The sequence below is a fragment of the Enterobacter oligotrophicus genome (genome assembly GCF_009176645.1).
GTDB lineage: Bacteria > Pseudomonadota > Gammaproteobacteria > Enterobacterales > Enterobacteriaceae > Enterobacter > Enterobacter oligotrophicus.
The window spans coordinates 841,853-862,833 of sequence record NZ_AP019007.1 but is presented as its reverse complement, the minus strand read 5'-3'; the positions used below and the strand labels follow the sequence as shown (position 1 = coordinate 862,833).

The following is a 20,981-nucleotide window of genomic DNA, read 5'->3' as shown; positions in this document are numbered from 1 at the left end:
GCCACAGAACGAGGATAATGAGGGCAGAACGCCCCTTTTGCCTGATTGTGTCAGCATTACCCGCCAAATACGGTAGACACGTCAGGCTGTTTTTATTCCGGGACATATCCGTAATACCGTTTTCAATAAGCCTGATTGCTATAACAACTAACATGACAGCGAGGCACCGCCATGTCTTGCATCGCGCATTGACTTCACCTGCTCTGCAAAACGAGAGTAAGTTCTTATCAATGACTCGGGGTGCCGTTCCATAAAAGCCGGGTCAAGCCCGGCTTTTTTATAGCAATGTCTCAACGCTATGAAAGGGGGCTGATTCAAAGAGGTATCCTTGCAGTCCCCAAATACCAACCTCCTGTAGTCGTTCGAGATACTGTCTACTCTCTACGCCTTCCACCACTATCTTATTGCAATACCGTTTTATATTTTTTATCAACAAGGGAAATGTGGGTTTATCAATTTGATCATTGAAGAAATGACGGTCAATCTTCACCACTTCGAAGCAGCCTCCAAGCAGGCTGGCAACTGTTGCATTTCCGGCTCCCAGGTCATCCAGCCAGAGTGAGTTAACACCCTGACACAGTGCTTTCAGTATTGGGCTTTTAAGCCCTTGCTCAAGACCGGGAAACTCTTCAGAAACTTCAAGTTTGATAAACGGCATGGAACTGACTGTTAACTGTAATAAACCGTCATGCCTTAAAAGTGTCGCCATATCGTAATCAATGTTGAGAGAGCAGAACAAGCCGTTATGCTCGAACCAGTCCTGCTTACTGGCTATGACCCCAAACTGTTCATAGAGGAAAAGGCGTTTCCGATCGAAATCCCAGCCTGAAATGACAAACTCTGGGTGAAGAGGCCGCCTGGACTCAGAGATAAACCGGGTAAGAAGCTCGACTCCTAACAGCTTACCTTCAAAGTTCATTATGGGTTCAGCAATGAATTCGGAGTGCATGTTACGTTCCAGTTGAGTGATAACTGGCTGATAATGCACCTTTAAAAATTATTGATCAATAATAACGATCAATAATCAAGTAATGATCGATAAAAACGATAAATGTATCTTTTTGATTTATGATGATAATTTATTTTTAAGATTATTCTTGAAGCTGGCCTTTTTTGGGGCGCAACTGGACAAAATCGATCTCAATGGCAAATGAGCGTTACGTGGGAGTGTTGTTGACTGTCTTGGGAGGGGAATCCGATGTCACGGCGATTACCAAACAGGACATTAAACAGGTGATGGAGGTCGTTGAAAATCTCCCGAAGCGTGTTGTTCAGCCTTATCGCTCAATGACTATTCAGCAACTAATCGAATGCGATGATGTTTCTCCTGATGAACTGGTTGGTGTTGAGGCCATCCACAAGCATTTGAAGATTTACAAATCGCTGTTTAAAACCTTCCTGACTGACAATAAAGATATTCTGGAGAAGTCTCCGACTGATGGAGTAGTGGCTGCACCGTCTAAAGCGAGGTTTGGTGCATACAGTGCGACAGAAATGAGAAAGTTTGTATAGTGGGCGTTAAAACAGCCTGACAACTGGATAAAATGGATCATATTGCTATTGGCATATACCGGAGCCAGAAGAGGAGAGATTGCCAAACTGGAGAAGTCACAGATTAAGTATGATAAGGACAGCCAGCGTTACTATTTCCTAATTGCCGAAGGAGGTCAGGGGAAAACCGAAAACGCTACAAGACAGGTAGTCATCAACCCGAAGTTAATCGAATGGGGTTTCATGGAGTACGTTAATTGCCAGTGGAAGGAGCGGATATTCTCAGACGTGGCGGGTACGAACATGACTAAGGTTGGTAAAGTGTTTGCTGAAGTTCGAGATCAGTTAGGTATTGCTTACCTGGACGATTATGGACAGCGAAGGTTACTGCATTCTATCCGTCACTCGGTCTGTTCCGCTGCAATGGCTGGTTGGGTGAAGAACATCCTACACTTGCAACAGACTGTTGGTCATGAGAAGAGCGGGGGAATAACTAAGCGTTATCTGCATACATTTCCCCTCACTACGATCTGTTATGTGATAGACGGCTTGAGTTGGACGAGCTAACGAACCTTAATGCTTGATAGTGCAACCGCGTTTACTGTGCGAAAAATATACTCCAACCATTAAAATTGCAGGAAAAGAAGTTGTGAGTCAGCTATTCTGAATGGTGCTTACTTTTGCTGGATCAAAGGGTTAATGATAAATGTATGATGGTTTTTAACTCATTAATACTAATTATACTTTCTTCTTTACTTTTCAAGCAATTGATACTATGGCAAAATTGCAGAAAGGAACGAACACATGGATCTAATCAATGAATTTCACAGCAATTGACCTATTCTGCGGTGCGGGTGGATTGACATGCGGTTTAAAAGAAGCTGGCTTTAAAGTTATCGCAGGTGTTGAGCTTGAAGCTGTTGCTGCAAGAACTTACAAAACTAACCATGCCGATCATATACTCTACGAAGCTGATATTCGCTCGTTAAATCCTTTAAAAATCATGGAGGAGTTGCAGCTCAAACCGGGAGAGTTGGATTTATTAGCGGGTTGCCCTCCATGCCAAGGTTTCTCATCTCATCGCACTCGAAACAAATGTACTTCAGTTGAAGATATTAGAAATGACCTTATTTTTGATTTAATGAGATTTGTGAGGGCATTTGAACCTAAAACAGTCATGATCGAGAATGTTCCTGCTCTGGCTAAAGATGAAAGAATAAATAAGGTCATTGACGAGCTCCATGATCGTGGATATGCCATTGGTGAAAAGACATTGCAAGTGAAAGATACCGCTTGCTATGGAGTTCCTCAACGTAGAAAAAGAATGATCCTTATCGCATCTAAGTTTGGTTATATCGATGAGCCTTTAAAAGTAGCTTCTCCTAAGACCGTCAAAGATGCAATCGCAGATTTTCCTGTTCCTGGTGAAGGTAATGATATTCTGCATGATTTTATTCCGAGCAGGACCGATAAAATTAAAGCCATGATCAGAAATATTCCTAAAAATGGTGGTTCGAGATCAGATTTACCCAAACACTTGTGGCTACCCTGCCATTTGAAAAATCCAGATGGATATAAAGATGTTTATGGGCGAATGTCATGGGATAAAGTTTCTCCAACCATTACTGGTGGGTGTACCAATCCTTCAAAGGGACGTTTTTTGCATCCTGAACAAGATAGAGCTATTACGTTGCGTGAAGCTGCCGCACTTCAAACTTTTCCCAAAAACTATGCCTTTTCGCTGGATAGAGGGAGAGAGTTCGCTGCACTAATGATCGGCAATGCCTTGCCACCTGCTTTTATTTGTGCACATGCAACCAAGATTATTGAGCATTTGAATCAATTAGGAAAACAGAATAGGGAATAATCACATGTCTGATTACGAAATGAAGTTTGATCCTCATACGATAGAACATCTCGGCGTGAAAATGTATTCTACGCTTCCACCAGCTCTTGCTGAACTGATTTCAAATGCCTATGATGCTGACTCAGGAAACGTGACTCTCGATTTTTTGGAAGTAGGGAGTAACAAATTTATCAGTATTAAAGATGATGGTACAGGGATGAGTGCCACAGATATTCAACAACGATTTTTAGTCATAGGCAGAAATAGACGCCGACATGATGGTGATAAGCCAACACCACGGTTTGGACGTTATGCTACAGGTAAAAAAGGTTTAGGGAAATTAGCTCTTTTTGGTCTTGCCAAAGAAATAACTATTGATACTGTTAAGGATGGAAAAAGAAATAGATTTATACTTGATTGGAATGCACTGCTCAATGCTGATGGTGTTTATAATCCAACGGTTGAATTATCTGATGGGCCTACAGATGCTCCAAATGGGACGACGATAAAATTATCCAAACTCAAACGACAATCGCCATTTGATCTTGAAGCGATTGCTAACAGCCTGTCAAAAATATTTATCGTTGATGATAATTTTAATATAAATCTTAAAGACCAACATGGTCATGTTGCAACTGTAAATAATGCTCGTCGTTATAGTGGTTTTGAGCAGCAGTTCGAATGGGATGTTGAGTCTTTGGTTAAAGATGACAGCCCTTATAAAGATAAATTGAAAGGAAAATTGTATACTTCACGAACTCCTATAAGACCAAATTCGGGATTAAGAGGTATTTCGCTATTTTCAAGAGGGAAGCTCGTTAATAACCCCGAGTTTTTTTCAAACAGCACGTCAAGCCATTTCTTTCAATATTTGACCGGATGGATATCTGTTGATTTCATTGATGATCTTGATGATGATGTCATCTCAACCAACCGGCAGTCTATTGATTGGGATAATGAAGAAATGGCTCTTCTTCGAGAATATTTATCAACAATCATTAACCAAGTTAATAATGATTGGAGAAATAAAAGGAAAGAGAAGAAGGAAAAAGAACTTGAGGTGACAACTGGCATAGATACCAATCAATGGATGAGTACTATGCCTGAGGATATAAGGCAACAAACATCAAAAATTATTGACTTTCTTGGTGAAGAGGACGCACTGGAGAAGTATACTCCTGTAATTGAAGCTCTGCATACAATAGTTCCAGAATATCCTTTGCTACACTGGCGGTATCTGAATGAGAAAATTAAAGATAGAATAAAAGCATTCTATACAAATAAACAATATGGAATGGCAGCTGATCAAGGAACGAAAATATACTGTGAGGTGATTCGTGAACTTACTGGTTCAACACTTGATGGTACAGAACTTGTTAATTTAGTATTCTCTCCTAATAAACCTGTCATTAAATTATGTGATACTTCAACTAAAACAGGTATGAGTATTCAAAGTGGACAGCGCTCATTATCTCAAGGAGTTATTGAGTCCTTTAGAAACCCGGCTGCTCATATGCCATTGGATAAATTAGTTCCTGAGCAATATTCAGAGTTGGATTGTTTAAACGTTTTAAGTTTGATTTCTTATCTTTTTGAAAGGATGGAAGGTGCGGAGGTTATAACGGATAAAGGAGCAATATAGTAATTAATTTTAATTCTGAAGATATGAAGGCATACACAGGGTTTAGTGTATGCTTCATTCAGAAAGGCCTACTTTCCGTGGATTATTAGCGTGGTTATTTAAGCTGTTAAACGTTAACTTTGGGGACCTCCCCAATATGACATTAGGAATTCTCAAATATCAGAGAGTTGTTCAAATTGAATCGCCACGGGTTTAACAGACGCCTCAGAGTCATTTAAAATGGCTTTAAGAGAGGTGCACATGAGCAGTAAGCGTTATCCTGAAGAGTTTAAAATTGAAGCTGTCAAACAGGTTGTTGATCGTGACCATTCTGTTTCCAGTGTTGCAACACGTCTCGATATCACTACCCACAGTCTTTATGCCTGGATAAAGAAGTACGGGCCGGACTCTTCCACCAACAAAGAGCAGTCAGATGCTCAGGCCGAGATCCGCCGACTCCAGAAGGAGCTGAAGCGGGTTACTGACGAACGGGATATATTAAAAAAAGCCGCGGCGTACTTCGCAAAGCTGTCCGACTGAGGTACGTCTTTATCCGTGACAACTCCTGTTATTGGCCTGTTCGTCTACTCTGTCGGGTGCTGAATGTTCATCCGAGTGGGTTTTACACCTGGCTTCAACAGCCGCATTCACCACGGCATCAGGCGGATCTCAGGCTGACAGGACAAATCAAACAGTTCTGGCTGGAGTCCGGTTGCGTTTATGGCTATCGCAAGATCCATCTCGACCTGCGAGATAGCGGGCAACAATGCGGAATTAACCGTGTCTGGCGGCTAATGAAGCGTGCCGGGATAAAGGCTCAGGTCGGGTATCGAAGCCCACGAGCGCGTAAAGATGAAGCCAGTATCGTGACACCCAACAGACTCCAGCGGCAGTTCAACCCGGAAGCACCGGATGAACGTTGGGTAACGGACATAACTTACATCCGAACCCACGAAGGCTGGCTGTATCTGGCCGTAGTTGTTGACCTGTTCTCGCGCAAAGTTATCGGCTGGTCAATGCAACCCCGGATGACCAAAGATATTGTCCTGAATGCGCTTCTGATGGCCGTGTGGCGACGTAACCCCCAAAAACAGGTGCTGGTTCATTCTGATCAGGGTAGTCAGTACACAAGCCATGCGTGGCAGTCGTTCCTGAAATCACACGGACTGGAGGGCAGTATGAGCCGTCGTGGTAACTGTCACGACAACGCAGTTGCAGAAAGTTTTTTCCAGCTACTGAAGCGTGAACGGATAAAGAAAAAGACCTACGGGACGCGGGGAGAAGCCCGCAGCGATATTTTTGATTACATCGAAATGTTTTATAACAGTAAGCGTCGGCATGGTTCGAGTGATCAGATGCCACCGACGGAATATGAAAATCAATATTTTCAACGGCTCAGAAGTGTCTAGATTATCCGTGGCGATTCACCAGCCGCATCCAGAAAAAAAGAACACTTAGGAACTACACTGACGAAACTCTTCAGTGACGTTTTCTACGCGAGGCGTTTTTAGAAGCACGTTTAGATAATCAATAAATTTTGTCATACAGATATGGGGTACAAACTGAGGTACAGCGTGAAGAAGCGATAACCGGAAGGGCGGGCTTGCGTTAGCAACCCACTTCCCCTAAGCTGGCAAAAAGTATAGAGATTCAATCTTCATGACTCGGGGTGCCCCATCGCTGATGGGCTGAGAAATACCCGTATTACCTGATCTGGATAATGCCAGCGTAGGGAAGTCAGATGCCTTCCCGGTCATCGCTTCTTCACGCAAGGCAGGAGCGATACCATGCAGCCTGACCTGCTCGATTTACACGTTTTACATCAGTTCCGAACCCATTCCCCGCTCACGCACTGTATGACCAACGATGTCGTGCAAACCTTTACGGCCAACGTTCTGCTGGCGCTTGGCGCATCCCCGGCGATGGTGATTGAAGCCGAAGAAGCCGAGCAGTTTGCCGCGCTTGCCGATGCGGTGCTTATCAACGTCGGCACACTCACCGCGCCGCGCGCCCAGTCGATGCGCCGGGCGATTGAAAGCGCTGTGGCGGCAGGCAAACCCTGGACGCTCGATCCGGTTGCAGTCGGCGCGCTGACGTTTCGCACCCGTTTTTGCCATCACATTCTTTCCCTTAAACCTGCAGCCATTCGCGGCAATGCGTCTGAAATTCTCGCGCTGGCGGGGATGAGCGCGGGCGGGCGTGGCGTCGACACCGCCGACACCGCCGCCACGGCGCTGCCTGCTGCCCAGGCGCTGGCACGTCAGACGAATGCGATTGTGGTGGTCACTGGCGAGGTGGATTACATCACCGACGGGCAGCGAACCCGCACGGTAACGGGTGGCGATCCGCTGATGACCCGCGTGGTGGGCACTGGTTGTGCGCTTTCGGCGGTTGTGGCAGCCAGCTGTTCACTGCCTGGCGACAGGCTGGATAACGTGGTTGCTGCCTGTGGATTTATGAAGCGCGCCGGAAGCGTTGCTACAGCGCACTCCCGTGGCCCCGGCAGTTTTGCCAGCGCTTTTTTGGACGCGCTTTATAACCTGGAGGAACAGGCATGAAACGGATTAACGCACTCACTATTGCCGGCACCGATCCAAGTGGCGGGGCAGGCATTCAGGCCGATCTGAAAACCTTCTCCGCGCTGGGCGCATACGGTTGTTCTGTGATTACGGCACTGGTGGCGCAAAATACGCGTGGTGTGCAGTCGGTTTACCGCATTGAGCCGGACTTTGTCGCCGCGCAGCTTGACTCAGTATTCAGCGATGTGCGCATCGATACCACTAAAATCGGCATGCTGGCGGAGACCGATATTGTGGAAGCCGTGGCAGAACGGCTAACGCGTTACCAGGTGCAAAATGTGGTGCTTGATACCGTGATGCTGGCAAAAAGTGGTGATCCGCTGTTATCCGCGTCCGCCGTTGAAACGCTGCGTAAAAAACTGCTGCCGCAGGTCGCGCTCATTACGCCAAATCTTCCTGAAGCTGCAGCGCTGCTGGATGCGCCGCACGCGCAAAACGAACGCGAAATGAAAGAGCAGGGAAACGCGCTGCTGGTGATGGGCTGTGGCGCGGTGCTGATGAAAGGCGGTCATCTGGATGATGCGGAAAGCCCGGACTGGCTCTTCACCCGTGACGGCGAGCTGCGTTTCACTGCCCCGCGCGTGCAGACCAAAAACACCCACGGCACGGGCTGTACGCTCTCTGCCGCACTGGCGGCGCTGCGTCCACGGCATGATAACTGGGCCGATACCGTGCGCGAGGCCAAAGACTGGCTCTCAGCCGCGCTGGCAAAAGCCGATACTCTGGAGGTTGGTCACGGTATTGGACCGGTACACCATTTTCATGCCTGGTGGTAAGCCGTATACTGGCTGGAAACATCAGGCCTGAGAAAAACAGAGATGGAACAAGCGCATACCCGGTTAATCGCTCTACTGAATGAACGGATTGCCGCGCCGGACAACACGCCGCTGTACCTGAAATTTGCTGAAACGGTAAAAAACGCGGTGCGCAGCGGTGTGCTGGAACACGGGAATATTCTGCCCGGCGAGCGGGACCTGAGTCAGTTAACTGGCGTGTCGCGCATTACCGTGCGCAAAGCAATGCAGGCGCTGGAAAAAGAGGGCGTGGTGACGCGCGCGCGCGGCTACGGAACGCAAATCAATAATATCTTTGAGTATTCGCTGAAAGAGGCGCGCGGATTTTCTCAACAGGTGGTGCTGCGCGGACAAAAGCCTAACACGCTGTGGGTCAACAAACGGGTAGTGAAATGCCCGGAAGAGGTCGCCAGCCATTTGTCGATAGAGGCGGAAAGCGACGTCTTTTTGCTTAAACGCATCCGCTACGTTGATGATGATGCCGTATCGATTGAAGAGTCCTGGGTTCCGGTAGGCTTAATCCCCGACCCGGACGCGATTGGCATCTCGCTGTACGATTACTTCCGCAGCCAGAATATCTTCCCACAGCGCACCCGTTCGCGCGTCAGCGCCCGTATGCCGGACAGCGAGTTCCAGGCGCACATAAAGATGGATGACAAAATACCGGTGCTGGTGATCAAGCAGGTTGCGCTTGACCAACAGCACCGGCCGATTGAGTACAGCATCAGCTACTGTCGCAGCGATCTATACGTCTTTGTGTGCGAGGAGTAGTTCCTCGCGCCCAGGCGCACAGTCCCCGCCGCGGTGGCTGACCACCCATGCAGCAACCGCATTGCCCAGCAGTACCGCATCCGCCAGTGACCAGCCTGCCGCCAGCCCGGCCAGCGTACCGCCCGCATGGCTGTCGCCAGCGCCGATAGTGTCGACGACGGTTGCCGGAAACGCCGGAACGTAACCCGAAGCGTCACCGTCATACCAGGCGGCACCGTCTTTGTCGTGACGCACAATCAGGGCTGAGCCGAATCGTTGCTGCCACTCTGCACCCAGGTTTTCAACATTCACAGCCAGTCTTTCCGCGGCAATCTCCGCCTCCTGGCGGTTGAGCGACACAATCGGTTTGCAGGCCATGATCCGCGCCATCAGCGCGTCGGGAATATCTGCGATGCGCGGGCCGAAATCGATAAACGCAGTGACGCCCAGCAACCCTTCCAGCCAGGCCGTCAGCAGCTCGCCGCAAGGGGATGCCAGCTGATAGCCGGACAGATAGACCAGGCTCTCCGCCGGGACGTTCAGCGCATCCAGCCAGCCCTGCTGCCACTGATTTTCCACACCGCTGAACGACATAAAGGTGCGCTCACCGTCAGGCTCTACCAGCGCCAGACACCAGCCGTTATCGCCCGTTTCGGCTTCCACGGCGCTGTGCAGATCCTGCTTCGCCATTGCGTTACGGATAATATCCGCCCACACGCCGTGGCCGACGGGCAGGGCGTTTTGTGCCGCAATCCCGAGCCGTTTCAGGGCGATGGCGATATTGAGCGCGCAGCCGCCGATATTCACACCCTGCTGTTTTAGCTCGATATCACAGCCGCGCCACGGCAGGGCATAAGCGTCGGCGATGACGTCAATCACCGCCGCGCCCAGCACCGTCACCGGGCGTGTGGCGTGTAATGTTGCAAGGCGTTCGGCAAAATAACTCATACGCCCTCCCGTTGCTCCCGATAGTGCAGCAGTTTCTCGCAATAATGACCAAAATCGAGCGAGTTAACGGCGTCAAGTTCCGCCTTAAGCGCCGGGTCAACGGCCTGCACACCGTGCAGCGCGCCGCAGATCGCCGTCGCCATCGTGCCGATGGTGTCCGTATCACCGCCGAGGTTAGCGCACAATATTGCGCAGCGGTTCGGGTTGGTGCCTGCCAGTTCAACCATCGCAATGGCCGCCGGAACGGATTCGATGGTGCTGGTTCCCGCCCCAACAAGCTGGTACACCTGCTCGCTGGCCGATTCAATGCCGTTGGCTTCCCGCACGGTTTTGAGCGCCAGTTCAATGCGTGCCGCCAGCGATGCGCTGAAGGTGGTGGTTTTCGCCTCCTGCGCATAGCGGGCGATACCCGGCAGGGCATCCACGATGTTCTGCCAGCTTTCTCCGTCGATGGCGCGCGATATCGCCCAGGCAATCACGACCGCACCGGCAATCGCAAGGTCAGATTTATGCGTCGGGCTGGAGGCCAGCGCCACCTGCTCAACAAAGTGCTCCAGACGAGTGGCGGGCAGCAGACAGCCTAACGGGGAGGCACGCATCGCCGCACCGTTGGTCACGCCGTTGTTCTCCAGCTCGCTCACCGGCTTGCCGTCACGAATAGCGTTGAGGGCAATTTTCGACGTCGGACCGAGCACGTTCTTATTAAACGCATCGAAATCGAGCGCCCAGCGCAGAATATGTTTGCCGATAACATCCGCGTTAATTTGTCCGTCGCACTCGATAATCGCATCGGCCAGGCACAGCGCCATTGAAGTATCGTCGGTGAACTCTGCCTGATTGAAATAGCAGGCCGCGTTATTCTCTGCCGGACCGGGCAGGAAGCGGTCGATCCAGCCGAAGTGTGCTTTCACGCGTTTTCTCGGCCACAGTTCCGACGGCATGCCCATCGCATCCCCTAAGGCCTGCCCGTAAAGCGCACCGAGAATACGTTCTTGTTTCATTTAACTTCCCCTTGTGTCAGCGCGGTATCGCCATCAACCACCTCAATTGCGGTGATCTCTTTATCCGATTCGCGGAAAAACAGCATAAACAGTACGGCGATCACGGCAATCATGATCCCGCCAAATGTCCACATTCCGGCCCAGTTGAAGGTCAGCCCATTCACCGGCTCTTTGTAAGCGAACATTTTTTCCATCATCACGCCGCCCAGGCGGTATCCCAGCAGGCTACCAAAGCCCTGACAGCACAGCGTAATCAAGCCTTGCGCGGCGGTACGCATGTGCGCAGGCGCTTTTTTGTCCACGTAGATGTACGCGGTCACGTAATAGAAGTCGTAGCTCACGCCGTGCAGCAGAATGCCGAGGAACAGCAGGGCGTAGGTGAAGTATTGGTCTGCACCGCCGTAAACAAAGAAGCCATAGCGGATTGCCGCGGTGATAAGACCAAGCAGTAAGACCTTCTTAATACCAAAGCGTTTGGTGAAGAACGGCAGCGCCAGCATAAAGAAGATTTCGGAGAACTGGCCGAGGGTCATCCAGCCGGTGGCATTTTTCATCCCCACTTCGGTGAGATAGCCGTTGGCGAAGATGTAATAGAACGCCAGCGGCATCGCGAACAGGAACGAGCAGAAGAAGAACACCAGGAAGTTTCTGTCGCGCAGCAGGATCAGCGCATCCAGCCCCAGCATGACTTTGAAGTCCAGCTTGCCGGTGCTCTTCGGCGGCGTATTCGGCAGGAACAGGGCGAATACGCCGAGCAGGGCTGAGCTGGCGGCGGTCAGCAGCAGTGGGATATTGGTATCCGAGATATCGCTATAGCCCATCATCTGCGGCAGGAACCCACATGCCAGGCCGGAGGCGATCCAGCCGATGGTACCCATCACGCGGATGCGCGGGAAATCGGCCTCCACATCATCCACGTTGGCGAAGGCGATGCTGTTGGTCAGCGCGATGGTCGGCATATAGGTCAGGGAGTAGGCCAGCAGCAGCGGGAAGAAGGTACTGAACTGGGTTTGCTGGGCGGCGAAGTACATCAGCACGGCACCGGCGAACATCAGTATCGCCAGCACTTTCTGGGCAGCAAAGAAGCGGTCCGTCAGCGAGCCGACCAGGATTGGCGAGAGAATGGCGGCAATGGCGGTACAGGCATAAGACCATCCAATCTCCCCGGCGGTAAAACCGCTTTTGCTCAGCCAGAGCCACAGCGGCACAAACCACGCGCCCCAGATAAACCATTCAACAAACATCATGAACGACAGTTGGACTTTCGTTTTCATTGTTTAATCCTGCATGTCAGAGAGGGTACGCCTTTAACATACCATTCAATAATACCTTTTAAATACCTTTGAGGCGAATATATGATCAGTGTAACAAAATTGTTGTACACGAAACGAGCCAGCAGATTGTGCTTAAAAAAGTTGCAGATGGTGGAAAATCTGTTAAGTCGGTACCAGGCTTAGTCTGCCCGCAAAAATGTGGGTTTGGATTACACGCTCCGACTTAACGTCGGACTTACGGGAGCATCGCTATGACTGATATTGCGCAGTTGCTTGGCAAAGACGCCGACAGCCTTTTACAGCATCGTTGTATGACCATTCCAGCCGACCAGCTCTACCTGCCTGGCCACGACTATGTAGACCGCGTGATGGTGGATAATAACCGTCCGCCTGCCGTGCTGCGAAATATGCAGACGCTTTACAATACCGGGCGTCTGGGCGGCACCGGGTATCTCTCTATTCTGCCGGTTGACCAGGGCGTTGAGCACTCTGCGGGTGCGTCCTTTGCCGCCAACCCGCTGTACTTTGATCCGAAAAACATCGTCGAGCTGGCGATTGAAGCGGGCTGTAACTGTGTGGCGTCAACCTACGGCGTGCTGGCCTCCGTGTCGCGCCGCTATGCCCATCGCATTCCGTTCCTCGTCAAACTGAACCACAACGAAACCCTCAGCTACCCAACCGAATACGACCAGACGCTGTACGCCAGCGTCGAGCAGGCGTTCAACATGGGCGCGGTGGCGGTAGGGGCGACCATCTATTTCGGTTCTGAACAGTCGCGTCGTCAAATAGAAGAAATTTCTGCTGCTTTCGAGCGTGCGCATGAGCTGGGTATGGTGACCGTGCTGTGGGCGTATCTGCGTAACAATGCATTCAAAAAAGACGGCGTGGATTACCACGTCTCCGCCGATCTGACCGGCCAGGCGAACCATCTGGCGGCGACGATTGGCGCGGATATTGTGAAGCAGAAAATGGCTGAAAATAACGGCGGTTATAAGGCGGTGAACTTCGGTTACACCGACGACCGTGTTTACAGCAAGCTGACCAGCGATAACCCAATCGATCTGGTGCGTTACCAACTGGCGAACTGCTATATGGGCCGTGCAGGGCTGATCAACTCCGGTGGTGCGGCAGGCGGTGACACTGACCTGTCCGATGCGGTACGTACCGCGGTGATCAACAAACGTGCGGGCGGCATGGGGCTGATCCTCGGCCGTAAGGCGTTTAAGAAAACGATGGCCGACGGCGTGAAGCTGATCAATGCGGTTCAGGATGTGTATCTGGATAGTAAAGTGACGATCGCGTAACGGATTTGTGATACAGGCCGGGTAAGGCGTAGCCGCCACCCGGCAAAATGCTCAGCGCAGAAGCGGGCAGTCCGGTGGCAACCGGCACTGTAGCGCGCCTGGGATAACCTCAATGCGGAACTGCGTCCCACTCAACGGTTCTCCGTCGAGATTAAACGTCATCCCGTGCGGAGCATTGACTTCAAACCACGCGGATTTCCCGTCAATGATATTCGGGCTCTGTTCTGGCTGCGTCAGCGTGGTAAACAGCGCTGGCAGCAGGCCATCTCCGGTGAAAATGCGTAGCTGCAATTGCCCGTCATTGATCAGCGCCTCCGGGCATAGCTGCTGCCCGCCGCCTGCCTGACGGCCATTGCCGATACCAATCACCAGCGCATCGCCCTGCCACTGAAACCCTTCGCCGCGAATTTCGCAGCGGTCAGGCTTCAGGGTGTCCATGCGCATCAGACCGTGGATCAGGTAAGAGACGCCACCCAATGCCGCTTTCAGTTTTTCAGGGGTTTCGCTGGTAATGCGCGTGCCAAAGCCGCCGGTTGCCATGTTGATAAAACACGTTTTGTCATTCACCTGAGCAATATCCACAGCGGTGGCTTTACCCAGGATTGCCAGTTGAAGCGCTTTCCCCAGCTCCTCCGGAAGCCCGGCGCTGGTGGCGAAATCATTGGCGGTGCCGAGCGGCAATATGCCCATCACCGGGCGGCTGGAAGAGGGGAGGTCGATTAGCGCGCCAGCAATTTCATTAATGGTGCCATCACCACCGCCTGAAATAATGGTGTCGACGCCCAGCCTGATGCTTTCATCGATATAGCGTGCTGCGTCGCCTTTTTCCCACGTTACGCGCACGTGTATACGCGCACCCTCTTCTCGCAGATCCGTAATTGCCTGGCGCAACAGATCGTTGCCTGCACTTTTGCCGTTGAGAATCAATAAACTGTCTGGATAGGTTGCCATCCGCGCTGCTCCCTTTTTTAGCGTTAGTAAGAGTGTATCGCAGAGACGGAAAAAGCGGGTAAGAACAGGATGAAAGGGGAAAAAACGGCAAACGGGCGTTACAATACGAAAACAGGCATTAAATGACATTCCAGGAAATCGATGAGAAATAAAATACTGGTGAGCGCTTGCCTGATGGGTTTCAGGGTGCGTTATAACGGCAGTGAAAAAGCGCAGTTGAGTGCTCAACTGGCTCGCTGGGAACAGGAACAACGCCTGGTTATCCACTGCCCTGAACTTGCAGCCGGATTGTCTGTACCTCGTCCCCCTGCGGAGATTATGTCTGCTGACGGCAAAGACGTGATGCACGGGCAAGCCAGAATAATTGAAAATACCGGGCAGGATGTTATAGATATATTTAATTGGTGATAAATGCCAATAAAACAACGAAGCTATGAGGTTGATAGTAAATAATTATCTTGATAGGGTGGTTTTTCTTTTTAAGCCAAGGGGCGAAAAAGCAAGATCAACTTGAGAAGCATAGCTCCGCTAGATTAGCCCTTGGTGTAAATAGTTAGATGAATTTTGCCCATCCATCAGTTCCCTTAGGTATCAAAGGAATATTGACATCAATCTCGTCATGTTCAACTTCTATAACTGATAAGTATCCATTGGATATATTAATATTTCTCCATAAATGGAAATAAGGAGATAATTCTTGATAATTACCTATACGATCCGTTAGAAATGAATACATCTCACGGGACGGTAAAATTAACGTTCCACCAAGTAGCGAGCCGTTTAACATACCTAAGCAAATTTTATTCAAAGCTCTATGAGAAGATGAGATATTTCCAGTTTCCCACTCCACAGCAAAGTAAATATCATTGCTTATAGGATATACAGCATCGATTGGACCAGCATTTCTTTCTGAAGAAATGTGTAGCCTTTTTTCTAAATACCAGCGTTTACTATGCAAATGAGCCATGCATTCTAACTTTATAGGTTTTACTCCATTTCCTTTTGGCGCAGGATTTATTGAAAAACGAATATTACCCAGAGGCTATACTGACTTGTGAATTGCATTGTATATGTCTTCCCTTATATGCATCGCAGTTGTTGAGTTTGCAAAATCACCTTTTGCAATCAAAACTGTTTCATTTTTTATTTTCATTAAAAATCTCCAATTGAGTCTTAAATACCCAGTAAACCTACTTGACAATAATTTTAATACTTGCGGGTTCACTTAAATGGTGCTTTTAGAAAATCTAAGCCATCATTCCTTTTAAATATTTCAAAATTGGTTTTATCATCTCTTTTATAAGTGTTCTCTAATTCATAAAGTTCGCCATTGGCTCCTAAAAATGGTGCCGTGTGAGAAAATCCATCTGGAGAAAAACCTATACAAATTAGTGGCAAAGATATCTGAGAAATATAGGATCTATTTTTTAATTCTTGGAATGATCCATTTCTGTTTGATACAGGCCAAATTCGTGTTGCTGAGTTTTTCTTATCTATACTTGTAATAAAGCACCCACCATCAATATATCCTTCATGGAAGAGATTGTTTAATTTATTGATCGCTCTAAATGAGCTGGCTACATTCCCCGTTTCGAATTCAACGCCAATTCTATAATGATAATTAACTTCTTCAACATCAAAAAGTTTTTCTATCTCATCCAGGTCTGGTATGCTAAAACATAATCTGTCAACATACATTCCATAAAACATTGGGAATAAGGTATATATAACATTGTTAAGGAGTTTTTTAGATTCTATATATTTAAATGCAACTTCCAGGATCTTGGTTTTGTCTCTTATTTTATATGCTAGTCCATTATATTTGGCTGTGATTAGACCATCAATCCTCTGTTGATTAATACTGTTCTCACCTAAACAATTTGGTAATAAACTTAAATTTTTTTGGAATTTACTGGAGATGAATGAGGCGGAATTCATGACGCAAGGTGTAATCCGGTTGTTATTCTGTTTTCTCATAAATGAACAATCATTGATAATAAATTTATCATTGATCGTTTTTATTCCATTTAAAGAGTTAATAACATTATCTTTAACTATTCCTGCAATGCTAGATGGTAAAAAACCATCATCTAACTCAATGTTAGTTATCATTATCTACCTCTATATCTTTGAGAAAATCTTCTATTTCCATATCTAAAACTGCCAGGATCTGGAGCAGTTGATAAAGGGCAATGTGTTGTTTGCCATTCTCAATTCGTGATAAGGTTGCCCTATCAATACCAGTAGCATTTTGGATATCGTTTTGACTAAACCCCTTCTGCACTCTTGCAACAAGCAATCTACTGCCTATGATAGTTGCGAAAGATTTTCTTTTTATTTTCATTCACCTATCAGCCTCGTAAGCGATTTACGCTAAGATAGTAACAGGCTATGGTTAGTTGGGGAGTGACAGATTCTCACGACTATGAGATGCTATGTTCAAATGAATACAGAAAAGTGTGGTTATCTTAGATGAGTTATTCGAATCAATTTCTTAAAGCTTTAGGGGTAGTTGATGTTTCGACTAAATCTTATAATGAAATTAGCAAACGCACAAAAATTCCGATTGATAGACTTAAGTATTATAATCTTAGGAATATTATGCCAAGTGGAACGGATCTGGCAATTCTGTGTGATGAATTCAAACTGTCGCCAATTTACTTACAATTAGTAATGGGGCATATGGATATGCATACATTGGAACTTATTCAAGAAAACGCATCTTTCATCCATGAAAAAATTCAAGATTCAAATAAGAATGTTTATTGCAATAATATCGAAAGATCTGATGTTGAATTAGCTCTGCAAACCAAAAATGGTAAATTGTATAATGGCGATTGTTTAGATGTTTCAAAAAAAATAGAATCTGATTCTGTCGACATGATTTTTGCCGATCCTCCTTTTAATCTTGATAAGCTCTATCCTTCAAAAATGAATGATAATTTAAAAGAAGAAGAGTATATCAAGTGGACACACCAGTGGTTAAATGAGTGCATTCGAATTTTAAAACCGGGAGGCTCATTATTCTTATGGAACTTACCTTTGTGGAACAGTAAAATAGCTAACTTTTTACATGGGAGACTTAATTTCAAGCATTGGATAGCTGTCGATATGAAGAATAATATGCCGATTCAAGGTCGATTATATCCCTCTCATTATTCTCTACTTTATTTTATTAAAGGTGAAAAAGCTAATGTGTTTGAACCGGATAGATTACCAGCACAAACTTGCCCAAAATGCTTTGGTGATCTCAAGGATTATGGTGGATACAAAAATAAGATGAATCCACTTGGCATTAATCTTACCGATGTTTGGTATGATGTTCCTCCTGTCCGGCACAAAAAATATAAGAAAAGAAATGGGGCGAATGAATTAAGTATAAAGATTTTAGATAGAGTAATCGAGATGGCTACAAAAGAAGGTGATCTCATTTTTGATCCATTTGGAGGCTCTGGGACTACTTATGTTATTGCAGAAATCAAAAATCGCAAATGGCTCGGTTCTGAAATAGATGATTGTGAAATTATTAAAGATAGATTTAATAATATCTCTGAAGATAAGGAACACTTAATTGAGTTTCGTGGAAAGCTTAATTCTTTATTTCCTTCAGCCATAACAAGAGAAAGGGAGAAACGGGGGTTATGGACAGTAGATAGTGTAAGAATGAAGGATGAAAAAAAGAGCGAACAGTTAGGTTTTCTTCAAAGTGAAGATTAGTATCATTTGAATGACTATTTGGCAGTGAGTGTATTCACTCCCTGCCAAATATTGTATCTATCTTACAAATTGTGAAATGGTAATGAGAGAGATTTAGTAGTTGGTTCATTCTCAACTTTTTCAAACTGAACTCATTGTCTCAATCTTCTAAAAAATGTATCCCATAAGTAAGTTAGTATCTTTTGAGGTGCAATTTTATTGATAATTTAAATTGGTTAGTTTAAATAGCATAGTACTGCGGCATCACTACTCGCTAAGCATGGAATAGCGGTATTTTCAGAGAGTCAGATTGCAGAACTTGTTACCTGGATTGAGGAAAAAGAAGTGGGAAAAAACAAGCCAGCGTAAGAGCGTTTGTAAGCCATATGAAAAGGTAAGTAAGACCACCGCTTACCCGGTGGCCTTTAATTTTTTGGCTTACTTATGAGGAGGGAAATCAATACCCCCATTAGGTGGCCGACACCGATAAATCCTCTGCAATCCCAATTTCCATCCTTTTATAAAACCGAAACGCTTCAGAGTGATTAGCGTGTATCTGGAGCAGGAAGGGGTATGGCGGCAACGATTACGAATACTCATCGGGGCATGACCACGATATATGAGCACGAAACGTATACTAAGCCATTTAAGCATTTGTAACTTCTTTTCTGAAGGTGATGACGTAATAGTGAGTCAACGTTGACTTATTTCCACCAAAGCACCCTGGCCGCTCTTCGATACCGATAGTATCAACGCGCTGGAACTTCCAACCTTCAGTGGCCCAGGCGTTAACCTCTTGCTCTAAATATGCGGCGGCAATACCATTCTTATTGTCCTTTGCCTTAACAGAAATGTTCGGTGGTATCTGAACCATCTTATACGTGTACATAAAAAACTCCTTGTTGTTTAGGTGGATTCCGATGGTAGAGCCTAACTCCGCATCATTCAAACGGATCGGTATGGCCGCAAGGTAATATGATCATCGTTGAAACTTACCTGATACCTAACCACTCACAAGTCAGAGTGATTTTTAGCCGGACCTGAAATTCTCAAACAACACGGGGAGTTAGGGAAGTGGCCTAAATCGAACGATGCGAGCAACTGGAATTAGAGTCATAGCAAAAAGTCCTGATTTACGGGATTTAAGCCTTTAATTAATAAGTGGCATCTATAAAAAATAAGCCCGCGTAAGGGAGATTACGCAGGCTAAGGAGGTGGTTCCTGGTACAGCTAGCATTTATGGGTTATGTTTTTCAGCGGAAGGGATAATACCCGTATTGAACGAAGCGGTATGTGATCCGTTTCTAAGAATTATCCCAGCGCGAAAAAATTCCCCTGCTTAACTATTTGCTGTGTGGATTACGGGTACTTTCACCGTCGAAATTACGCATCAGCAGCGCAAAATCCAGTTCAACGCCTTCCGGGACCGGCAGCCAGACGGTATGTCCGTCGCCCGGTGCAACGGTAATGGCTTCACCTTTGCCGTTTTCCAGATGCTCCAGCGTAAAGTTCATATTGCCCTGCGGGGTCATCAGCTCCAGGCTGTCACCTTTGGTGAATTTGTTTTTCACTGCGACAGCGGCCAGTGCGCCTTTGCGCTCTCCGGTAAAGTCGCCCACAAACTGCTGGCGTTCGGACACCGAGTAACCGTGCTCGTAATTTTGATAATCATCATGAGTATGACGACGCAGGAAGCCTTCGGTATAGCCACGATGCGCCAGACCTTCCAGCGTCTCCAGCAGGCTGGTATCGAACGGTTTACCGGCAGCGGCATCGTCGATGGCTTTGCGGTATACCTGTGCGGTGCGCGCGCAGTAGTAATAAGACTTTGTGCGGCCTTCGATTTTCAGGGAGTGCACGCCCATCTGGGTCAGACGCTCAACGTGGGCGATGGCGCGCAGATCTTTCGAGTTCATGATGTAGGTGCCGTGTTCGTCTTCAAAGGCGGTCATGTACTCGCCCGGACGTTTGGCTTCTTCGATCATAAACACGCTGTCGGTTGGCGCACCGATACCCAGGGTAGGCTCAACGTTGGTGACCGGAATAGGCTCGTGTTTGTGCACGATATTCCCGATGTCATCCTCTTTACCTTCCTGGACGTTATATTCCCAGCGGCAGGCGTTGGTACAGGTGCCCTGGTTCGGGTCACGCTTGTTGATGTAGCCAGAGAGCAGGCAGCGACCGGAGTAAGCCATGCACAGCGCACCGTGGACGAAGATTTCGATTTCCATATCCGGCACTTGGGTGCGGATCTCTTCAATCTCTTCCAGGGAAAGCTCGCGGGACAGAATGACGCGGGTCAGCCCCATCTGTTTCCAGAATTTCACCGTTGCCCAGTTGACGGCGTTAGCCTGCACGGAGAGGTGAATATCCATCTCCGGGAAATGCTCCCGAACCAGCATGATTAAACCAGGGTCCGACATGATCAGCGCGTCCGGCCCCATCTCCACGACCGGCTTCAGGTCACGGATAAACGTTTTCAGCTTGGCGTTATGCGGCGCGATGTTCACCACCACGTAGAATTTTTTGCCCAGGGCATGCGCTTCATTGATGCCGAGCTGCAGGTTCTCGTGGTTGAATTCGTTGTTGCGCACGCGCAGTGAGTAGCGCGGCTGGCCCGCGTACACAGCGTCGGCACCATAAGCGAAAGCGTAACGCATATTTTGCAGCGTTCCCGCCGGGGAAAGGAGTTCCGGTTTAAACATGATTGTTCTCGTTCTGATGAC

Annotated in this window: 19 protein-coding genes, 3 pseudogenes and 1 riboswitch; of the genes and pseudogenes, 11 read left to right on the top strand and 11 right to left on the bottom strand. The window is 47.7% G+C overall.

Annotated features, from left to right (window positions below; all coding sequences use genetic code 11):
* Nucleotides 1–277 precede the first annotated feature (277 nt).
* A complete protein-coding gene (locus EoCCA6_RS04120; RefSeq protein ID WP_152081594.1) occupies nt 278–949 on the bottom strand; it encodes an EAL domain-containing protein in 672 nt (223 codons plus the stop codon).
* Nucleotides 950–1,116: 167 nt separating this feature from the next.
* On the opposite strand from EoCCA6_RS04120, the pseudogene EoCCA6_RS04115 reads away from it, so the two are divergent.
* The 7 genes and pseudogenes from EoCCA6_RS04115 to EoCCA6_RS04085 form a co-directional block, all read left to right on the top strand.
* Nucleotides 1,117–2,058 (top strand): annotated as a pseudogene (locus EoCCA6_RS04115) (tyrosine-type recombinase/integrase); the annotation flags it as partial.
* 250 nt (nt 2,059–2,308) lie between these two features.
* A complete protein-coding gene (locus tag EoCCA6_RS04110; RefSeq protein WP_152081593.1) occupies nt 2,309–3,358 on the top strand; it encodes a DNA cytosine methyltransferase in 1,050 nt (349 codons plus the stop codon).
* Between the two features lie 4 nt (nt 3,359–3,362).
* Nucleotides 3,363–4,979: a TIGR02391 family protein gene (locus tag EoCCA6_RS04105; RefSeq protein ID WP_152081592.1), complete on the top strand. Its 1,617-nt coding sequence runs from the start codon at nt 3,363–3,365 to the stop codon at nt 4,977–4,979.
* Between the two features lie 240 nt (nt 4,980–5,219).
* Nucleotides 5,220–6,367 (top strand): IS3 family transposase gene (locus EoCCA6_RS04100; RefSeq protein WP_152081591.1). Its coding sequence is split into 2 segments (ribosomal slippage): nt 5,220–5,457 and nt 5,457–6,367, totalling 1,149 coding nucleotides; the frame shifts between segments, so codons are not numbered across the junction.
* Nucleotides 6,368–6,613: 246 nt separating this feature from the next.
* A riboswitch (TPP riboswitch) is annotated at nt 6,614–6,710 on the top strand.
* Nucleotides 6,711–6,745: 35 nt separating this feature from the next.
* Nucleotides 6,746–7,516 carry a hydroxyethylthiazole kinase gene (gene thiM / locus EoCCA6_RS04095; protein ID WP_152081590.1) on the top strand — a complete coding sequence of 257 codons (771 nt, stop codon included), beginning with the start codon at nt 6,746–6,748 and terminating at the stop codon, nt 7,514–7,516.
* Nucleotides 7,513–8,313, top strand: coding sequence for a bifunctional hydroxymethylpyrimidine kinase/phosphomethylpyrimidine kinase (thiD, locus tag EoCCA6_RS04090; RefSeq protein ID WP_152081589.1), 801 nt, complete (start codon nt 7,513–7,515; stop codon nt 8,311–8,313). The genes thiM and thiD overlap by 4 nt, the downstream gene beginning before the upstream one ends.
* Nucleotides 8,314–8,355: 42 nt before the next feature.
* Nucleotides 8,356–9,102: a GntR family transcriptional regulator gene (locus EoCCA6_RS04085; RefSeq protein WP_152081588.1), complete on the top strand. Its 747-nt coding sequence runs from the start codon at nt 8,356–8,358 to the stop codon at nt 9,100–9,102.
* Here EoCCA6_RS04085 and EoCCA6_RS04080 read toward each other — a convergent pair.
* The 3 genes from EoCCA6_RS04080 to EoCCA6_RS04070 are packed head-to-tail and all read right to left on the bottom strand — an operon-like array spanning nt 9,076 to nt 12,304.
* Nucleotides 9,076–10,029 carry a PfkB family carbohydrate kinase gene (locus EoCCA6_RS04080; protein WP_152081587.1) on the bottom strand — a complete coding sequence of 318 codons (954 nt, stop codon included), beginning with the start codon at nt 10,027–10,029 and terminating at the stop codon, nt 9,076–9,078. The genes EoCCA6_RS04085 and EoCCA6_RS04080 overlap by 27 nt on opposite strands.
* Nucleotides 10,026–11,030: an ADP-ribosylglycohydrolase family protein gene (locus EoCCA6_RS04075; RefSeq protein WP_152081586.1), complete on the bottom strand. Its 1,005-nt coding sequence runs from the start codon at nt 11,028–11,030 to the stop codon at nt 10,026–10,028. The genes EoCCA6_RS04080 and EoCCA6_RS04075 overlap by 4 nt, the downstream gene beginning before the upstream one ends.
* Entirely contained in the window at nt 11,027–12,304 is a 1,278-nt protein-coding gene (locus EoCCA6_RS04070) for a nucleoside permease (RefSeq protein WP_152081585.1), read from the bottom strand. Before EoCCA6_RS04070 ends, EoCCA6_RS04075 begins: the two co-directional genes overlap by 4 nt.
* 251 nt (nt 12,305–12,555) lie before the next feature.
* On the opposite strand from EoCCA6_RS04070, the gene fbaB reads away from it, so the two are divergent.
* Nucleotides 12,556–13,608 (top strand): class I fructose-bisphosphate aldolase, encoded by a 1,053-nt coding sequence (gene fbaB, locus EoCCA6_RS04065; protein WP_010433688.1) that lies wholly within the window; start codon nt 12,556–12,558, stop codon nt 13,606–13,608.
* Nucleotides 13,609–13,659: 51 nt separating this feature from the next.
* Here the strand turns inward: fbaB and yegS are convergent, their stop codons facing one another.
* A complete protein-coding gene (gene yegS, locus EoCCA6_RS04060) occupies nt 13,660–14,559 on the bottom strand; it encodes a lipid kinase YegS (protein WP_152081584.1) in 900 nt (299 codons plus the stop codon).
* 141 nt (nt 14,560–14,700) lie between these two features.
* Here yegS and EoCCA6_RS04055 point away from each other — a divergent pair.
* A pseudogene (locus EoCCA6_RS04055) lies at nt 14,701–14,946 on the top strand (2-thiouracil desulfurase family protein); the annotation flags it as partial.
* A 166-nt stretch (nt 14,947–15,112) separates the two neighbouring features.
* Here the strand turns inward: EoCCA6_RS04055 and EoCCA6_RS04050 are convergent.
* The 3 genes from EoCCA6_RS04050 to EoCCA6_RS04040 all read right to left on the bottom strand — a co-directional run bounded on the left by EoCCA6_RS04050 (nt 15,113) and on the right by EoCCA6_RS04040 (nt 16,903).
* Nucleotides 15,113–15,541, bottom strand: a complete 429-nt coding sequence (locus EoCCA6_RS04050; protein WP_232623290.1) for a PDDEXK family nuclease — start codon at nt 15,539–15,541, stop codon at nt 15,113–15,115.
* Between the two features lie 239 nt (nt 15,542–15,780).
* Nucleotides 15,781–16,671 (bottom strand): hypothetical protein, encoded by an 891-nt coding sequence (locus EoCCA6_RS04045; RefSeq protein ID WP_152081583.1) that lies wholly within the window; start codon nt 16,669–16,671, stop codon nt 15,781–15,783.
* Complete coding sequence (locus EoCCA6_RS04040) at nt 16,661–16,903, bottom strand: helix-turn-helix domain-containing protein (protein ID WP_152081582.1); 243 nt, start codon at nt 16,901–16,903, stop codon at nt 16,661–16,663. Before EoCCA6_RS04040 ends, EoCCA6_RS04045 begins: the two co-directional genes overlap by 11 nt.
* A 128-nt stretch (nt 16,904–17,031) precedes the next feature.
* Here EoCCA6_RS04040 and EoCCA6_RS04035 point away from each other — a divergent pair, with 128 nt between their 5' ends.
* Together EoCCA6_RS04035 and EoCCA6_RS21630 are read left to right on the top strand one after the other, a co-directional pair.
* Nucleotides 17,032–18,276 (top strand): DNA-methyltransferase, encoded by a 1,245-nt coding sequence (locus tag EoCCA6_RS04035; protein WP_152081581.1) that lies wholly within the window; start codon nt 17,032–17,034, stop codon nt 18,274–18,276.
* 237 nt (nt 18,277–18,513) lie between these two features.
* Nucleotides 18,514–18,624 (top strand): annotated as a pseudogene (locus EoCCA6_RS21630) (2-thiouracil desulfurase family protein); the annotation flags it as partial.
* A gap of 69 nt (nt 18,625–18,693) precedes the next feature.
* On the opposite strand, the gene yidD reads toward EoCCA6_RS21630, so the two are convergent.
* The 3 genes from yidD to trhP form a co-directional block, all read right to left on the bottom strand.
* Nucleotides 18,694–18,855, bottom strand: coding sequence for a membrane protein insertion efficiency factor YidD (yidD, locus tag EoCCA6_RS21750; protein ID WP_420841610.1), 162 nt, complete (start codon nt 18,853–18,855; stop codon nt 18,694–18,696).
* Between the two features lie 46 nt (nt 18,856–18,901).
* Nucleotides 18,902–19,144, bottom strand: a complete 243-nt coding sequence (locus EoCCA6_RS04020) for a DUF4177 domain-containing protein (protein ID WP_167515528.1) — start codon at nt 19,142–19,144, stop codon at nt 18,902–18,904.
* 454 nt (nt 19,145–19,598) lie between these two features.
* Nucleotides 19,599–20,960: a prephenate-dependent tRNA uridine(34) hydroxylase TrhP gene (gene trhP, locus EoCCA6_RS04015; protein ID WP_152081579.1), complete on the bottom strand. Its 1,362-nt coding sequence runs from the start codon at nt 20,958–20,960 to the stop codon at nt 19,599–19,601.
* Between the last annotated feature and the right edge of the window lie 21 nt (nt 20,961–20,981).

Excerpts from the sequence above, each read along its gene's own strand:
- EoCCA6_RS04120 (WP_152081594.1), bottom strand. The coding sequence starts at position 949 with ATGCACTCCGAATTCATTGCTGAACCCATAATGAACTTTGAAGGTAAG.
- EoCCA6_RS04110 (WP_152081593.1), top strand. The coding sequence starts at position 2,309 with ATGAATTTCACAGCAATTGACCTATTCTGCGGTGCGGGTGGATTGACA.
- EoCCA6_RS04105 (WP_152081592.1), top strand. The coding sequence starts at position 3,363 with ATGTCTGATTACGAAATGAAGTTTGATCCTCATACGATAGAACATCTC.
- thiM (WP_152081590.1), top strand. The coding sequence starts at position 6,746 with ATGCAGCCTGACCTGCTCGATTTACACGTTTTACATCAGTTCCGAACC.
- thiD (WP_152081589.1), top strand. The coding sequence starts at position 7,513 with ATGAAACGGATTAACGCACTCACTATTGCCGGCACCGATCCAAGTGGC.
- EoCCA6_RS04085 (WP_152081588.1), top strand. The coding sequence starts at position 8,356 with ATGGAACAAGCGCATACCCGGTTAATCGCTCTACTGAATGAACGGATT.
- EoCCA6_RS04080 (WP_152081587.1), bottom strand. The coding sequence starts at position 10,029 with ATGAGTTATTTTGCCGAACGCCTTGCAACATTACACGCCACACGCCCG.
- EoCCA6_RS04075 (WP_152081586.1), bottom strand. The coding sequence starts at position 11,030 with ATGAAACAAGAACGTATTCTCGGTGCGCTTTACGGGCAGGCCTTAGGG.
- EoCCA6_RS04070 (WP_152081585.1), bottom strand. The coding sequence starts at position 12,304 with ATGAAAACGAAAGTCCAACTGTCGTTCATGATGTTTGTTGAATGGTTT.
- fbaB (WP_010433688.1), top strand. The coding sequence starts at position 12,556 with ATGACTGATATTGCGCAGTTGCTTGGCAAAGACGCCGACAGCCTTTTA.
- yegS (WP_152081584.1), bottom strand. The coding sequence starts at position 14,559 with ATGGCAACCTATCCAGACAGTTTATTGATTCTCAACGGCAAAAGTGCA.
- EoCCA6_RS04045 (WP_152081583.1), bottom strand. The coding sequence starts at position 16,671 with ATGATAACTAACATTGAGTTAGATGATGGTTTTTTACCATCTAGCATT.
- EoCCA6_RS04040 (WP_152081582.1), bottom strand. The coding sequence starts at position 16,903 with ATGAAAATAAAAAGAAAATCTTTCGCAACTATCATAGGCAGTAGATTG.
- EoCCA6_RS04035 (WP_152081581.1), top strand. The coding sequence starts at position 17,032 with ATGAGTTATTCGAATCAATTTCTTAAAGCTTTAGGGGTAGTTGATGTT.
- yidD (WP_420841610.1), bottom strand. The coding sequence starts at position 18,855 with ATGAGTATTCGTAATCGTTGCCGCCATACCCCTTCCTGCTCCAGATAC.
- EoCCA6_RS04020 (WP_167515528.1), bottom strand. The coding sequence starts at position 19,144 with ATGTACACGTATAAGATGGTTCAGATACCACCGAACATTTCTGTTAAG.
- trhP (WP_152081579.1), bottom strand. The coding sequence starts at position 20,960 with ATGTTTAAACCGGAACTCCTTTCCCCGGCGGGAACGCTGCAAAATATG.